The organism is Lagierella sp. (genome assembly GCF_029983815.1).
Taxonomy (GTDB): Bacteria; Bacillota; Clostridia; order Tissierellales; family Peptoniphilaceae; genus Mediannikoviicoccus.
This window is the reverse complement of record NZ_JASBYU010000024.1, coordinates 1-18,375: the sequence shown is the minus strand read 5'-3', so window position 1 is coordinate 18,375 and position 18,375 is coordinate 1. Positions and strand designations below refer to the sequence as shown.

At 33.3% G+C, this 18,375-nt stretch carries 7 protein-coding genes; all 7 read left to right on the top strand.

Annotated elements, in window-relative coordinates:
* On the top strand, positions 1-422 hold a 422-nt coding region (locus tag Q1K37_RS07790; protein ID WP_300411074.1), incomplete at its 5' end, for a Cna B-type domain-containing protein.
* Complete coding sequence (locus tag Q1K37_RS07785) at positions 406-1,047, top strand: class C sortase (RefSeq protein WP_300411072.1); 642 nt, start codon at positions 406-408, stop codon at positions 1,045-1,047. The genes Q1K37_RS07790 and Q1K37_RS07785, both read left to right, overlap by 17 nt.
* A gap of 854 nt (positions 1,048-1,901) precedes the next feature.
* Complete coding sequence (locus Q1K37_RS07780; protein WP_300411071.1) at positions 1,902-5,330, top strand: S8 family serine peptidase; 3,429 nt, start codon at positions 1,902-1,904, stop codon at positions 5,328-5,330.
* Positions 5,331-5,383: 53 nt separating this feature from the next.
* Positions 5,384-9,058: a S8 family serine peptidase gene (locus tag Q1K37_RS07775; RefSeq protein WP_300411069.1), complete on the top strand. Its 3,675-nt coding sequence runs from the start codon at positions 5,384-5,386 to the stop codon at positions 9,056-9,058.
* A 6-nt stretch (positions 9,059-9,064) separates the two neighbouring features.
* Complete coding sequence (locus Q1K37_RS07770; protein ID WP_300411067.1) at positions 9,065-12,754, top strand: S8 family serine peptidase; 3,690 nt, start codon at positions 9,065-9,067, stop codon at positions 12,752-12,754.
* Between the two features lie 9 nt (positions 12,755-12,763).
* Positions 12,764-16,414, top strand: coding sequence for a S8 family serine peptidase (locus Q1K37_RS07765; protein WP_300411065.1), 3,651 nt, complete (start codon positions 12,764-12,766; stop codon positions 16,412-16,414).
* A 121-nt stretch (positions 16,415-16,535) separates the two neighbouring features.
* A partial coding sequence (locus Q1K37_RS07760) for a hypothetical protein (protein WP_300411063.1) occupies positions 16,536-18,375 on the top strand: 1,840 nt, incomplete at its 3' end.

Here is an 18,375-nt window from a genome sequence, read left to right as displayed (position 1 = left end):
TAACAATCAAATTGATTGACAAAGAAACAGGTAAAGTAGTAAAAGAAACCACAGCAACAAAAGAATCAGGTTGGAAGTATGAATTTACCAACGTACTATCAAAAGATAGTAATGGAAAGGTATATGAGTACAGAGTTGAAGAGGTTGTTCCAAAAGGATATAAGGTTAAATATGATGGTACAACTATTATCAATGAGTATAAACCAACTAATGGACCATCAAATAGACCGGGTGCTGATACTACAAATAGACCTGGAAGGACTAATAGGCCAGGAAATACTGGTGGATCAGGAAGATATTTACCTGTGACTGGAGATGGATTAAATCCATCTGTATATGCTGGTATTTTGGCACTAGTAGGTGGAGCGTTGACATTTGTAGGATTAAAGCGTAAGAAAAAAATTGATGGAACAGAAAAGTAGGAGATTAAATCCCTTTTTAATCATCGGGATAGCATTACTGATTTCTTCTGCAATATTGATGGGATATCTCTTTTTTAGAGCTAAAGCTAAGAAGAATAGGGCGATTAATCTTGAACAAAAATTTGAAGAAAATATTAGCTCAAGATCTTCAGTAGATAAAAAGAGAGATAAGTATCAAGATGAAGCTGATGCTTTATTAGAATCTCAAGCCATAGGTGTCATTAGAATAGATAAGATTAATGTTGTGTTGCCAGTTTATGGGAACACTACAGAAGAAGCTTTATTAGATGGGGCGGGTGTGGTAGAAGATACCAACCCACCTACATCTGAAAAGAATACTGTATCTGTTTTAGCGGGACATAGAGGCGGAAGAAATGAAAAAGAGTCCTTTTTAAATATCCATAAGTTGGAAAATGGTGATGAAATAAAGATCACAACAAAAGATCAAATCCTTTACTATAAAGTAGTTGGGGAAGAAATAATAGAACCAACGGATTGGAGTAAATTTACAAAGGAAAAAGAAAAGACCAAATTGTTTTTAGTGTCTTGTCATCCTTATCCATACAATTATCAAAGGCTATTGATTGAGGCAGAACTAGTTGAGAATGTTGATAAGGATGTATAACTAAAGATTAAAAAGGTAAAAAACTAATACAGAAGTATTTGTAAAATTGAGGGAGGCTCAAAATGAGTATGCCCTCAATTTTTTTGTTACACCAGAAACTGTTGTGGTCGTATGATTATTAATACTCCAACAGTTTTTGTTGTGCCTAAATAAATCAATATGTGATTTATTATAAAGGTTAAAAAATTATTGAAACTTATTCAGAAATAGGATAGAATAGATTTGAAGAAATTTTAAGTTTTACTTAAGTTTTACTTAAGTTTTATTCAAGCTCTTTTAAAGATTAGGTTATAACTTTTGACGGGTTATTCTTAAAAAAACCAAAAAATAATGTTATGTAAGTTTAGATTGAACTACTAAGTATTTCAATTAAGGATTTATTTACACATGGATAATTGTTAGTACAAGATATTAAGTCTTGTGTTATAGGATATGCTTATTAAAAATTTATGAACAAAGGTTAAGAGTAAGTCTAAAAGGTCTAATTATTTAATATAAATTTAACTTGTACTATTTGTTATTGAATGATAGAGTTTAATTGAATGGAATTTTAGATTGTAACTTTAATTTTTTATACTTGGGAAGAACTAAAGGGAGAATTGAGAATATATAATAAAATGAAAAAAATCCTAGGTTACTTTTGTAATTGCAAAAAACGGATAATTAATATATAATATTGACACAGAGTTAAGTTTTTAGGATTGTACGAAGAAATAAAAAGGACTGTTTGATAAAAATATCATGTAGGTCCTTATTTTTTAGAGTATATGATATTGTGAGCAAAGTCTGAAAAAATAGTATTATGAGAAAATTGAAGCATGAAATTAAAATTAAATAATTATGGAGGAGAATTTATGAAGAGATGGTTAGCATTCTTTCTAGCTATTGTTTTATCATTAAGTTTGGTAAATCCAGTTTCAGCAACTGAAAATCTGGAAGATAAACAAGTTTCTGATGCGAGAAGGGCATTGGAATTTCAAGCTAGAGGGCGATTTTCGAAAGATGATCAAGTTGATTTGGTTGTTGAAGTCAACGACAAATATTTTTCTGAGTATGGAAAGATAATTGACGCAAAGTTAATTAGAGAAGGGAATAATCAAGAAAAGCAAATAGCTTTCGCTCGCAAGGCAAATACAAAAGCTTTGGAGTTGCTGAAGAATGAAGGAATCAAGTTTAATCTATTATATGAAGTAGAAGTTATAATGGTTGGATTTACTGGTACAGCTAGCTATGGGGATGCTCTAAAAATGACTGACCTACCTTTTATTAAGTCAGTATCAATTGCTCAAAAATATAATCTTCCAGAAATCTCAATAAAGCAAAGAGCAGATGATATTAGAATGATCACGAGCCGGAAGATGGTAGGAACAGATAGACTGGGACTAACTGAAGATGGTAGAGGAACTGTTATAGCAGTGCTTGATTCGGGTTTTGACAAAAGTCATCCTTCCTTTTATTTAAAACAGGAGGGAAAAAATTCTATGAAGCTGAAATCCTCTTCAGATATTATTTTAAGAGGAGTAAAAGTTGGTGGATGGGTTAATGAAAAAATTCCATTTGGATACAACTATGCTGATAAAAATAATATTATTGCAAATCCAGGTGAAGCACATGGTCAGCACGTTGCTGGAACAGCCATTGCAAATGAAACTGAAATAGAAATTGGGGGAGAGAAATTTCCTTTTAAAGGTATTGCTCCAGAAGCCCAATTATTAGCTATGAGAGTTTTTTCTTCTGGAGGAGGAACAAGTCCTCAAATATATATACCTGCAATGGATGATGCAGTCAAGCTTGGTGCGGATGCAATAAATATGTCATTGGGATCTCCAGCTGGAGAAAATTCCATAGTTGATGGAATGGGGATAACCGATGCAATTGATAGAGCAAATGAAATAGGCTGTGTTGTTGCAATGGCAGCAGGAAACGAAGGACAGTTTGGAAGAAACATACAAAATCCGAAAGCCTATAATCCAGATTTTGGAGTTGTTGGTTCACCTTCTGTTGCTAATAATGGACTATCAGTAGCAAATTTAGAAAATGATAAAGTAGTTAAAAAATATGGAACTTTAATCATGTATGATGCATTAGGAAAACTGGTAGACAAATTACCTGTTACTGGTGTATTTGGAACGAATATATATTCTGAAACAAAAAACTTGGAATTAGTTGTTTTGTCAAATGATAGGAATGCAAATAAAAACATAAACTACACCGGAAAAGCAATTCTTGTAGATATTGGAGCGGTTAATAGATCTGGAGAGATAGTTGACCAAGCATATATTAGAGAGCTAGCTAAAAATAATCCTGCATTGATTATTTTTTATGCATCAAATACAGACATAACAGAATACATTACTACTTTCTTTGATCCGATTTTAAGTATACCTGTAATAGGAATAAAAAACTCAATGGTTGAGGACATAAAAAACAATCAAAATGGATTTTTTGCTTTTACTGCTAATGAGTCTTACGTTACTAGCATGGATAAAGGTAATATTTCTACATCATCAAGCTGGGGAGTTTCTGCAGATGGAGAAATAAAACCAGACATTTTAGCTCCTGGTGGAAAAATTTATTCAACAGTATACAATCAAGGATACGAAGAGATGACTGGTACTTCTATGGCTACACCTCATGTTGCGGGAGGAATAGCGATAGTGAGATCAAGAGTAAACAGGGATTTTCCAAGTCTCACAGGCTTTGAAAAGTCTAGATTAATAAGAAATTTAGTGATGTCAACGGCAAAACCACATAAGGATTTAGAAACAGAAGCTCTAACTTCACCTAGATGGCAAGGGGCTGGTCTAATGGATTTAGTGGGTGCAACTAACTCAGAGATAGTGCTTTATGACGCTAATACGAAAGAGACAAAAGTAAATCTTGGAGATGTGGGAGAGTCATTTGATGTAAGCTTTGTTGCTAAAAACCTTGGATCGACTCCTAAATCATTTAAGGTTACTGGTTATTTAACGACTGATTATGTATATGAAGATAGCATAGTCTTAAAACCTCGAAGTTTAGGTGAGTTTGATGGAGGAGTTGTAAAAGTAGATGGTAAAAGTGAAAAAGAAATAACTGTCAAAGTAGATTCCAGTAAGTACACAGGGGAATTGGAAGGACAAATGGAGAATGGATACTTCCTTGATGGTCATATTATTTTAGAAGCAATAGATTCTACATCTCCAAATCTAACAATACCTTTCCTTGGTTTCAAAGGAAACTTCAAAAAGTTAGATTTAGTTGAACCTTCTATTTATGACTTAGTTGAAAAGAATAGATTACCTTTCTATTATGGAAATGATTATCGTTTAGCGAATGGGGTTTTTAAAAATAATTTTACTCACTTTAGATCAACTATTTCAGGAAACCAAGTTTTAGTTGGACAAATGCCAAATTATAATCCATCTACACCGGAGTTTACCAAAATAGCTATATCACCAAATGGTGACGGTAAGATGGATAATGCAGAACTCGTATTTACTCTTCTTAGAAATACAAATGATTTAAAGGGGAAATTGTATAAGTCAAATGATGGCAAAAAGGGAGATTTAGTTACCAATATATTTCAAGTTGGTAAGCAGTCGCTTTCAAAAAATCACAATGTATATGAAGAAGATCCAATGGCTTATTGGGGAGGTTTGTTTGGGTCATCTCAAGCAGATTTCTTTAACTTTAAACCATTTAGAGGTCAGTTTCCCGATGGGGAATATATCTATGAATTATCAGGGAAACCCGCCTCTGGAGTAGAAGAAACTAATTATCTAATGAAATTTTATATAGACACTGTAAAGCCAGCAGGTAAAAACCCTACTTTAGAAAATGGAATTTTTAATTTTGAAGCAGTAGATGAACTTACAGATATTATAGCAGTTAGAGTACTTGTAAACGGAAAGGAAGTAAATAAGACGGATGTAGGTTATGAGGTGCCAAGTTATATTTCGTTAAAAGATATAACTGTGGAAATAACTGACTCTGCATATAATACTGCAGTGATCACTGCTGACCAAATGCCAATAGACGATCCAGTAGAACTAAAGAAACAATTAATTAGTATTGGACTTTTTTCGAAATATTCTGTAACAGTTACTTCAAGTGATGAAGTAGGTTTGGTTTCTATTTATAAAGGGAAAGAAGTTGACGAGGGTAACTTGTTGATAATAGATGAAAAACAAGGAACTTTAAATTTGAGACCTTTTAATTTAAAGAGAGGGGATCTACTCACTTTTGTTATTAAGGCTGATGGTTATGAAGATGTTATTACAACTAGAAAAGTAAGACGATAGTTGAATTTGATATGGTAATTTAAAAATATACAGGAATAGTTTAGGAGGAAGCATTGAAAAAAGTAGTTTCATCATTATTGGCTTTTTCACTTTGTCTATCGGTAGCTAGTACTTCACTAGCTACTAAAGACAAAGTACAAGAGGCTACGAAAAACGATGAATTAGAATTAAGTATTAATAAAAGAGAAAAACTTAATCTAATGATAAGCGTTGATTCTGGAAAATTTCCAGAACTTGGAAAGTCGATCGATTCAGTAGAATTAAAGGATGACAATAATAAGATAAAGCAAATTGAATTTGCTAAGAAAGTAAATAAGAAAGCTTTGGAACTTATCAGATCTAAAGGGATAAAGTTTGAATTATACGATTCATTGGAATTAATTGATATCGCTATAATGGGGAAAGCGTCCTATGAAGATTTTATTAAGATTCAAAATCTCGACTTTGTTAAAAGTGTGGATATAGCTGAGGAATATGATGAACCTAAAACTGAGGACAAAGAGGCTCTAGAAGAAACAATTAAGATGATTTCTTCTAGAAAGATGATCGGTGCCAATAAACTTGCTGAAAAGTATGATGGTAGAGGTAGAGTTGTTGCCGTATTGGACTCTGCCTTTGACATTAACCATCCTGCTTTTTATTTGTCCGCAAATGGAAAACAGGCTGCTAAATTAGACAGTTCAGCACCAGGCAAAGTTGATACTTCAGGTAGATATATAAATGAAAAGATACCATTTATTTTTAATTATGCAGAAAAGAATACGGATGTTTCCAGAGGAGATGAACATGGCCAACACGTAGCAGGTATAGTTGGGGCTAATAGGAAAAGTGTAACTATTTCAGGACAGAGCTATGATCATATGGGAGTAGCTCCAGAAGCTCAGCTTTTATTAATGGATGTATTTCCTGAACGTGGAGGAACTAGTTCTAATATATATCTAAAAGCAATAGATGATGCTGCGAAAATAGGAGCCGATTCTATTAATATGTCACTTGGAACTACAGCAGGCCAACTATATAATACCAATAGAGAGGGTATTACAAGAGCTATCGAAAATGCGAACAATATGGGAAGTGTAGTAGTAATAGCTTCTGGAAATGAAGGTCATATAGGGTGGAAAGATGGAAAAAATCCTAAATCATATAATCCTGATTATGGTATTGTTTCAACTCCTGCAGTAAGTCCATCTGCAATGGCTGTTGCATCTATTGAAAATTTTTATGATGAGAGTAAAACTGGAAATCAACTAAATATTGATTTTAGAGATGGTGAGAATGAAAAAGTTGCCATTAGAAAATTATCTGGATCTCCGTATCTTCAAGAAGGGTTTAAATATGCTTCTGTTTTTGTTGGAAATGGTAAAAACAATACAGATATTCCTGATTTATCTAATAAAGTGGCAATTGTCGAAGCTGATTTTGAAAAACCAGATCCCTATTCAGATTCTATTTTGGTCGATAAAGAGGGAGTGGAAAATATTATTTCAAAAAAGCCTGCAGCTATATTAATATATTCAAAAAAATCAAATTTAGAAAATCTGTATACTACGATTAAAGCAGATGTGCCTATTTATGCAATACCGACTAATGTGGCTTCTTTACTAAGAGTAAAAAATGATGCAGAAATCTCACTTATTGAAGGAAATGGATATGCAATGAGATTTTCTTCAGGAGAAATGTCTAGTTTTTCTAACTGGGGATTGACTGCCGATGGAGATTTAAAACCGGAAATAACTGCTCCAGGTGGTCAAATCTATTCAACAGTTTTCAGCTCAAACTATAAATACAAAGAAGGTACGTCTATGGCGACCCCTCACGTTTCTGGTGGAATAGCTGTTGTGAGAACAAGAATTGATGAAGAATTTACAAATATTGGAAATGACGAAAAAGAAAGACTGGTTAGAAATATTCTAATGTCTTCAGCTAATCCACATAAAGATCAAAATACAGAAGCCCTTACTTCTCCACGAAAACAAGGAGCGGGTGTTATGGATCTGGTTGCAGCATTAAATACTGATGTAATAATATATGATACCAAAACAAAGGATAGTAAAATTAATTTACGAAATGTTGGAGAATCATTTGAGCTTAATTTTACTGTCAGGAATCTATCAAGGGATGTAAGAACATTTAATTACAAAACATATCTAAATACGGATGATGTGGAAGGAGACACTTTTTCTTTAAGACCAAGACTTTTAAAAGAAATTCCAGGCCAGAGTTTAAGTTTAGCAGGTGGTCAAACAAAGGATATTACAATAAAAGTTGATTCTTCAGAATTTACCGACGATTTAGAAGAGAAGATGCCAAATGGATATTTCCTTGAAGGTTTTGTTACACTTGAGAGCAATGACAAATCAGAACCTAATATCTCAATTCCATACTGCGGATTTTGTGGTGATTTTAATGGATTGGATGTATTTGAGCCATTTATATATAATTTAGTTAAAGAAAATAAACTTCCTTACTATTATAATGGTACAGGCAGATATCCAATGTACAATGACGGGTTTACTCACTTTGAAACTAAGATAAATAATAGACCTGCAATATTAGGACAGGAATATAATTTTGATTCTAGAAATCCAAAATTTACAGAGTTAGCAATTTCACCTTATAACAATGATGGATATAATGACAGCATGAGTTTGACATTTACTCTTCTTAGAAATTCTGAAACTACAAAGGCAGATGTCTACAAATATGATAATGATGTAAAAGGTGATCATGTTGCGAATGTGTTTTCAACGGGAATTGACAGTAACAATCTCTTAAGAAAAAATCACTTTGGGACAGGAACTCCTTTAACACCAAAAAGATATACAATAGCAGAAACAAAGGTAAATCAACTATTCCCAAAAGTTAATGATGAGAGATATCCAGATGGTAAATATCTCTATGAAGTTACAGGTAAGGGTGCTTCTTCTGACAAAGAAGTAACAGATAAAGTTCCTTTTTATATTGACAGTGTAGCACCAAAAGCTGTAAATGTAAGTCTAATGGATGGAGTTCTAACATTTGATGGCTTAGATGAACTTTCAGGAATTTTATATACTGAAGCTTCTACAAATGGAATAGTCTTGGAAAGGATAGACGGAAGAAGTTTTAAAGTCCCTACAGGAGTGAATTTATCAGATATCGACTTGAAAATAGTGGACTTAGCTTATAATACTACAGTTGGTAAAGCAGATACATTTAAGGAAAGTGCAATAATTGAACCTGGAGACGATATGGGAAATATCAAAATCAACCCTATTGTAAAAGATGGCGAAAAAATGCCTAAGTTTACTATAACAGCAATTTCGAGTTATGGAACTGAGTATACAGATCTAAGCAATTTACCAATAGGTGTATATACCATCAAAATATCCGACTTAGAAGATGGTTACACTATAGAAAGTTCACAACCTATAAAAGTAGAAATAACTAAGAACAATTTAAATCCTGTTATCAATATCACATTTAGTAAAGAGATATTGAAAAAGCAATTGATTAGCATTGGACTATTCTCAAAATACTCTGTGACAGTTACTTCAAGTGACAAAGTAGGAAAAGTTTATGTGTACAGAGGAAAAGAGATTGACGAAAATAATTTACTGCTTAAAGAAAAAGAGCAAGGAACTTTAAACCTGAGACCTTTTAAATTAAAAAGAGGAGACTTGCTTACATTTGTAATTAAGGCTGATGGTTATGAAGATGTTATTACAACGAGAAAAGTAAGGAGATAAGGAAAAATGAAAAGAGTATTATCTTATTTTCTAGCGATTATATTAGTTTTTTCAAGTGTTACCCCTGTTTTTGCACAAGACGATTTTGTTAAAAAAGAAAATTCTGCGAAAGAAGAGCTAGAATTACAAAATAATGGTGTTTATAGTGAAAAAGATACTATTGATGTAATAGTAGAATTAAAAACTGAAAACTTTTCTGAATTTGGTAAAAATTTGTCTGCAGAAGAATTACGAGATAGAAAAAATATAGAAAAGCAAATAGACTTTGCTAGAAAATCTAATAAAAAAGCCTTAGTTTTAATTGATAAGCTAGGTATTAATTTTAAAAAGGGATATGACTTAGAAGTGATAACTGTAGGTTTTACTGGTACTACTACTTATGGTGATGCTTTGAAACTAGCAGAGCAGGATTATATAAAAAGAGTAAATATTTCCGTAAGCTACAATTTACCAGAAGTTGAAGTTGGAAAGAAAAAGGATGATGCAGAAAAGCCTAGGATGATGACTTCAAAGTACATGGTAGGTAATAGTGGACTTTATACAAAATACGATGGAGCGGGTTCGGTAGTTGCAGTACTAGATTCTGGTACAGATGTCAATCATGAAACATTTTATTTAACTGAAAATGGAAAAGCGAAGACAAAGATATCTAGGTCAGACCTTTCAAAGGTTACAACTAACGGAACTTACTTTAGTGAAAAAATTCCATTTGGATATAGTTATGCCGATAATAGGAATTCTGCTTTAGATATTATTGATAAAGAAGGATCTAAAACTTTGATGCACGGACAGCACGTTGCTGCAACTGCAGTTGGAAACCATGTAAAACTTACTCTTGACAATAAGCCTATGGATTTTTCAGGAATTGCTCCAGAGGCTCAGTTACTTGCTATGAAGGTGTTTAATGGAAGTGGAACTCAGGAATCATGGTATGTTCCTGCAATTGATGATGCAGTTAAACTAGGGGCAGATTCTATAAATCTATCTCTAGGAGGACCAATGGGTTCGCAAGCGACTGTAGGAAGAGGAGTTGATGAAGCAATTGAAAAGGCTTCACAGATAGGATGTATTGTTGCTATAGCTGCAGGTAATGATGGTCATGCAGGATATCCTTATATGCCAGTTGCTTCTAATCCAGACTATGGGGTAACACAAGCTCCAGCAGTTGCAATGGGCGGACTTACTGTATCGGCGTTAGAAAACACAAATGTATTAAAAGATGGTTTTGACCATGGTTCTAAAAAATACTATGAATTTCCTACACTCTTAATTTATGATGGAACAAACATTACTCCTGTAAGAAAATCAATTTTAAAAACCTCTTTTACAGGTACTTTTATAAATGATAATGAAATCAACTCATTTATAGACGTTGGATTTGCAGATAATCCTTCAAAACTACCAGATTTAAAAGGTAAGATAGCATTAGTGGAAAGAGGAGAAACAGATATCCTGGAAGTAATAAAAAATCTTGAAGAAAAAAATGCAAGGGGTATACTTCTTTTTAATGATGCAGGAAGAAAAGAAAGAATAGAATATATAGAAGGTGTAACAAGTGTGAAGCCATGGATAGGGTCAATATCTAGAGAGGCTGGTCTTTTCTTAAAGAAAAATCCTAGCTATAGATTTGCTTTTACAAATAGTGAAGCACCAGCTTATTTATCTAATCCAGCTGTTGGAAGAATCTCCGACTTTTCAGCATGGGGAGTAACGGCTGATGGCTTTATAAAACCAGATATCATGGCACCTGGTGGAGAGATATATTCAGCTATAAATACGGTTAATGCAACGGGATATAAGTATCAATATATGTCAGGAACGTCTATGGCAACACCTCATGTGGCAGGGGGTATAGCCCTTATAAGAAGTAGAATTGAGAGAGAATTTTCTAATCTATCAGGAAAAGATAAGTTCTATCTATTAAGAAATCTCCTTATGTCTACAGCAACTGTCCACAAGAACATATATACTGATGTAACATCCTCTCCAAGACAGCAAGGAGCTGGTCTTATGAACTTAGATGCCGCTGCTAGTGCAAAAGCGGTATTATATGATTCAAAGACAAGAGAAACAAAGATTAATCTCGGAGATGTTAATAGCACTATAGATTTTAGCTTTAAGATTAAGAATTTAACATCTACACCAGTAACATATAATTATAAGACAAGCCTAACTACTAATGAAGTAAAGGACGGGAAATTTACACTTAATCCAGTTCTTTTAGACACAATAAAAGGAAGTAGCATTACAGTAGCTGGTGGAGAGGAAAAAACCATAGCTATAAGTTTTGATGTTTCAAAATATCATGAAGATTTAATTAAGAAGATGAGGAATGGATATTGGCTAGAAGGGTTTGTAGAATTGGAATCTACTGGTAATGAACCGGCTCTTTCAATTCCTTTTTCAGGATTTAAAGGTAATTTCAAACAGCTTCCTGTAATAGAGCCTTTTATCTATGAACTTACAAAATATGGAGAATTGCCAGTATATTATAATAGTAGTAATCATCCTGTTGACTTTACTGGAATGTTCTCAGAAGTTGATGGGAAACCTATAATACTTGGTCAAGAATATGAATTTGATAAGGATAATCCGAAATTTCACGACCCTGTGATTTCTCCTAATAACGATGGAAAAGTAGAAGATTTTAAATTTACGGTTGTATTTGATAGAAATACCAATTTATATAAGGCAAGAGTTAATAAATTAGATGGCGACCAAAAAACTCTTGTAGAAGAATTACAAGATAGAAATTTCTTTATGAAGCATTATAGGATAGGTGCTAGAAATGGAATTAGCTATTCTAATTATAGTCAAAAATTTCCAAATAATTCTGGAAAACCAGTAGATGGAAAATATGAACTAGAATTTGAAACATTACCTGTTATGGAAGGGGCAAGTCCTGTCATCCAAAGACAAGTTTTTTATGTGGATACGGTAAAGCCTAAGATAGTAAATGTTAAGCTACAAAATGACAAACTTTCCTTTGATGGTTTAGATGAATTAACAGGGATATTATACAAAGAAGCATATATAGGATATAATAAACTTGATGTTGATGAAAATGGAAATTTCATAGTTCCTCCTGGAACTAGACTTTCAGATATTACAGTAAAGACTTATGACTATGGCTATAATGAAACTTCTGGACCAGCTGATACCTTTAAAGAAACAGCTATATTAGAGCCTGAAGATGGCAAGGGTTCTATAAGTTTGAATACCGTTGTGAAGGATTCAAACGAAGTTCCTACTTTTATAGCAAAAGCTATAGGACCAGATGGAACCGAATATTCTGATTTAAACAATTTACCTATTGGTGTCTATACTATAGAAATAGTTGACTTAGAAAAGGGATATATTCTTGAAAATCAAGATCCTATAAAAGTTGAGATTAGAAAAGACAATCTAAATCCAACGGTTGATATAACTTTTGTAAAAGAGAAACTTCAAAAACAGCTTATAAGCATAGGATTATTTTCAAAATATTCCGTTACTGTAACTTCTAGTGATGAAGTTGGAAAGGTAAGTATCTATAAAGGTAACCAAATTGATAGTACTAAAGCTTTGGTTGAAAATGTAGCACAAGGTACTATTAGTTTAAGGGAATATAATTTAAGGAGAGGAGATCTGTTAACATTTGTCATTAAAGCAGAAGGCTATGAGGACGTAGTCACTACAAGACGAGTAAGGAGATAGGAGGAGAAAATGAAAAAGATAGTATCTATTTTATTGGCTTTTGTAATGTTTTTTTCTACAATAACCCCAGTTTTTGCCGCTGAAAATCAAGAGAAAGACTCTAAAGCAACAGAAACTACAGAAAATATAGAAAAAGCATCAAAACAAATGCTAACACCATCTGAACAAGAGAAAATCATAGAAGAAAAAAGAACAGATGGAACATTTGGCGATAGGCTAAATGAAGCGGAATTTGGAGGATCCACAAGAAAGGACGAAGGTTCTATAGAACCAGTTGACGTTGTAAATCTTGATGAGATTAAACCTTATAATGAGCTTTCATCTAAGGAAAAACTTATCAAAGATATAGGAGAAAAATATGACAAAGATAAGGAATATAGCTTCATTGTTTCTTTAAATACAGAATATTTTTCTAATCTGGGAAAGGACCATACAGGAGAGCAATTAAGATCTGAATCTAACAAACAAGATCAAATAAAGTTTGCTAAATCTGCCAATGCTGAAGCTAAAAAGTTGATGGAACAAGCAGGTATTGAATTTAATATTTCTCATGAAATTGAAGTTATTATGGTTGGTTTTACAGGACTTGCAAAAGTAGATCAAGCATTAAAGTTGGCAGACCAAGAATTTATTGAAGAGGTTGCTGTAGCTCCGGTTTATAAAGTTCCTACCTTGGAACAGCAGGAAAAAGCTAATGAACAACATGTAAGTATGATAAATTCAGATAAAATAGTCAAAGCCAGAGATTTATACAAATTACCAAAGAAAATTAACGGTAAGGGAATGGTAGTTGCTGTACTTGACTCAGGATTTGATGTTAATCATGAAGCTTTTTATCTAAATAAAGATGGAAAAGAAGCTGCAAGATTTAAATCTGAATCAGATATTAGAAAAGCAGGAGTTTATAGAGGAGCTTGGTTTAGTGATAAAATTCCATTCATCCACTGTTACAACTCTGGTCAGTCTACACCTTACGCTATGAAGAGTCAGAACCAACATGGTCAACACGTTGCAGGTACTGCAGTAGGTAATGAAACTACCTTTTATATGAATGGGGCTAAAAAGACATTTAAAGGGATTGCTCCAGAAGCTCAATTACTTGCTATGCACGTGTTCATACCAAATCAAGACAATATTGATTATAGGGATGTAATTGCTGCAATGGATGACGCTATAAAGCTTGGTGCAGATGCAATGAACCTATCATTAGGTTCTCCTCTTGGACAATTTTCAGATGACAACTCTGATATGTCAGGAGGCGCAAACTTTACTAGAGCTATAGAGAAAGCTTCTGAAGCTGGATCCTTAGTTTCCATAGCTGGAGGCAATGACAGTCAATTTGGATATCTTGATGGTGTGCTTCCTAAGGCAACTAATCCTGATTATGGAGTTATGGGTTTCCCAGGAAACTTGGATGGAGCATTTACTGTTGCATCAGTTCAAAATGAAGGTAATGAAGGAGCTGGAGAAATGTCTGCATTTTCTAACTGGGGAGTTGGAGCAGATGGGAACTTCAAACCAGATATTACAGCACCGGGTGGAAATATAATTTCTTCTATAAATGACAATAAATATAATTTTATGTCAGGAACTTCAATGGCAGCACCTCATATTACTGGTGGCGCTGCACTTATTAGAGATAGAGTAAATAGAGATTTTGGTGCTTCTCTAACAGATGCACAAAAACAGACTTTGGTACGAAACTTATTGATGTCTACAGCAAAACCTCATATAAATCCATTTACAAAAACTTACTCATCACCAAGACAACAAGGTGCCGGAGTTATGGATATTGATGCTGCTTCTAGGTCTAACGTTGTATTAATTGGGGATAATGGACAAACCAGAATAAATTTAGGTGATGTGCAAGATACTTTTGACATTACTTTTACAGTGAAAAACTATGGTAATAGTCCTAAAAAATATTCCTACAAAACAGTTCTTACAACTAATGAAGTTAAAAATGGTAACCTACCATATAGATATTCCAGCTATTATATAAATCAACTAAAGAATAATTGGCAAACTGACTTGGAAGTAAAAGATGGAGACATGACTTTAAATCCTAGACTATTAAAGGAGATTCCAGGACAAACCATTGAAATTCCAGCTAATTCTGAAAAGAAAATAACTGTAAAAGTAGATGCAAGTGAGTTTAAAGATGAATTAAGTTCACAAATGAAGGAAGGTTATTTCTTAGAAGGATTTGTTATTTTTGAATCTAATAGACTGGACCCACAATTATCAATGCCTTTTATAGGTTTTAGAGGAAGTTTTAATGACTTAAGTGTAGTAGAACCATTTATCTACAAATTAGTAAAAGAAGGAAAGAAACCTCATTACTATCACGCAAATCTACCTTATGGCTTTAATCCAAATCTATTTGACGCAATACCGAATAATAGAAAATTAAATGGAAGCTGGACCCATCTTTCAACTCTTATGGGACCTGATTCTTTTATAGCTGGGATGTTGCCTAGTATAGGTGTAGACAACAATGGTGTACCTCACATTGCAGATGCGTTTTTTAATGCAGAAAATCCATTTTTTATAACTCCTGTTATTTCTCCAAATGGAGACCAAGCAGTAGATGGATTCTTCTTAGCTATGACTTTACAAAGAAATGCGAATTTAATGGCAGGACAGATTTATAGTTATAATCAATATGGTATGAAATCATCGTCACCAGTAAGAACTCTTTTTACTGCAAATGGAAAAAGCTTTAAAAATGCAGCGGGTTCTACTTTCCCTATAACAGGATATAGTGAACAAAACATGATTTTTGATGGAGCAAATCTTCCTGATGGAAAATATTCTATAGATATTGTTTCCCAACCAGTACCAAGTGGAGCTAGAAGACAAGTAGAATCTCAAGATTTTTATATAGACACTCAGTTTCCACAACCGGTTAACTTAAAGTTGGAAAATAACTTTATGACCTTTGACGTAGCGGATTTAACTGGAGTACAGGTTGAAGAAGTTTATTTATTTGATGGTACTAACTGGAATCAAATTCCAAAAGAAAATGGAGGATATAGAGTTCCTAATGGATACCCAGCAGACCAAATAGGTATTAAACTTATGGACTTTGGATATAACTATGTTGAAGGATTGGTAAGCCAAGCACTAGGCAATAGCTTAGCAGTAGGTGGAAGTATTAAATTTAAAGAAAATGTTAATCCAAACTCTAAGGCTGTTCCAAGATATAGTTATGAAATTGTCAGTAAAGAAGGGGAGATAATTACAAATCTTTCTGGACTAAAATACACTGACTATGAAGTTAGAATAACTAATATTCAACCAGGATACAAGCTTGTAAGTCATAATCCAACTTATGTAACCTTAACTGCTGGAGAACCTGATAAGACAGTAGAGCTTAATTTTGAAGCAGAGGTTCAAAAGAACGAAATAAAAGATGACAAGCTACAAACTGTAAGTATTGGTATCTTGAATAAACACTCAAGATATGTAGAAACTGCATCAAATGCACCTGCAGCTACTGTAACTATACAGCTTAATGGAAGAGTTATTGTAGAAAATATACAAGCTGGAAAGATAGATATAAGCCATGTAACACTTAAAAGAGGAGATAAGATGAAATTTATCTTCAGTGCTGATGGATATAAGGATGCCACACTTATTAAAAAGATATCAAGATAATTTTCTTATCAATGTTTATAACGCAAAATGCGTTTAAAATAATATGAAATGGAGGATGTAAATCTTTAAAAGTAAGAGAATAATTAGTTTTATTCTAGCCTTTGCGTTGATTTTTACTGCTTTGCCAGTTAATTTATTCGCTGCAGAAAATCAACAAAAAGATAGCCCAATCCCTTTTGAAACGATTAGAGAGGGAAGTAAAACTAAATTCAAATTTAAGACTGCAGACATTAAATCTGCAAGAAAGGTTAGATCACAAGAGCAAGGAATATTAGCATTTAACCCTACAGGAAGTACTACTAAGTTTACGGCTACGGTAAAGTATGACGGGTTAGATCAAGATCTTGTTCGATTACCTTTAGAAGCGAAGCTTATAGATGAAAGTAATGGGGATGAAATCGCCACAGCAAAAATAAATAGTTTTGGTGAAACGATTAACTTCGTAGCCGATAAAGGGTTTGATGATGGAATTGATATTAAAGGAAACTCAACAACGAAAGAATTTTCTGTAGAGATTGTAACTCCTGAAGGTTACACTACTCGAATGGAGTATATTGAGCTTAAAAACGAATCTGGGGATACCTTAAACTTTGATATTGTTATTAGTCAAACAGCTGTATCCATGTATACTATGACATGGAATGATGAGGATTCTACAAATAGACCAGAGGTTAACGTAAAATATTTACAAAGAACTTTCCCTCTTCCAGTAAATCCAGAAGAAGGATACTATCCTTTTAATAGAGATTTGAATGGAGATTCCGACACCTACTATTATAAAGATGAGGAATTTGTCTTCAATACTAATAGTTCTAACACTACTGATCCGATAGAAAACGCAGAAAGAACAATAGATCAGTATACAATGGATTTAGATAAATTCAATGCAACTATCAATGGTGAAAGAAAAGGTCTAGTAGATGGTAAATCTTCTGGTAAGTATTACTTTACCATTGATGGGGACTATAAAACTCCACAAGATATTACCCTAAGTGAACAATTAACAGTAAACTTTTTAGATAAGGCTGTAGCTGTTGACAAAAATGGTAATGTTCAAACAGGCGTTACTCTTCCTGTAACTTTAGATGGAAATATAAAAGAATTACTTGCTTATAATGATAACTTTGATGGGGAAAATACTCCCGTTATAGAAGGAGAAAGTGACCAAACAAGTGAAGTAGTAGTTCCAAAAGCGAGTACTACAGATACAAAATATGAATTCAAACATTGGGCATTAGAAGAAGAAATAACTCCTTATGATGGAACAAAACCTTTAACAAAAAATATAAATTTAGTTCCAGTCTTTGAACTTGCTACATTACCTAAAGTTATTGTAGATTCTAATATAGTAGGTGGTACTGTAACTGTCAACCCAGAAGAAGCAACAACTGATGGGGTAGTAGAAGGAACTTTAGTTAAGGTAACAGCTAATCCTAAAGATGGATATAAGTTAGAAAAAACAACTATTACTGGTCCAGATGGTAAAGAAATTTTACCAAGCTATATTTCAAAAGACTTTAAAATGCCAGCGGGAGATGTAAAGGTTACTGCAACTTTTATAGAAGAAGAAAATACAATTACCTACAAATCATTCGATAAGACAATGGGTACAGTAAAACCAACAGAAGAAAAAGTGGGAAAGGTAACCGGAAAACCGGTAGGATCAACCGCGGAACCTAATGAAGGATATAAATTTCTTAATTGGAGAAACATTAAAAATGAGGTTGTATCAGAAAATGTTACCTTTGTGCCAGAAACAAATGATACCGCAATATATATAGCATATTTTGAAGAGAAAACTATTACAGTTAATTACAAGTCTTCAAATGAAAAAGAGGGAACAGTAACTCCAGCGACAGAAACTGTGGGAGTGGCAACAGGGAAACTACAAGGTTCAACAGCTACGGCAGAAGAAGGATACGAATTTGTAAACTGGACAGATGAAAGTGGAGAAGAAGTTT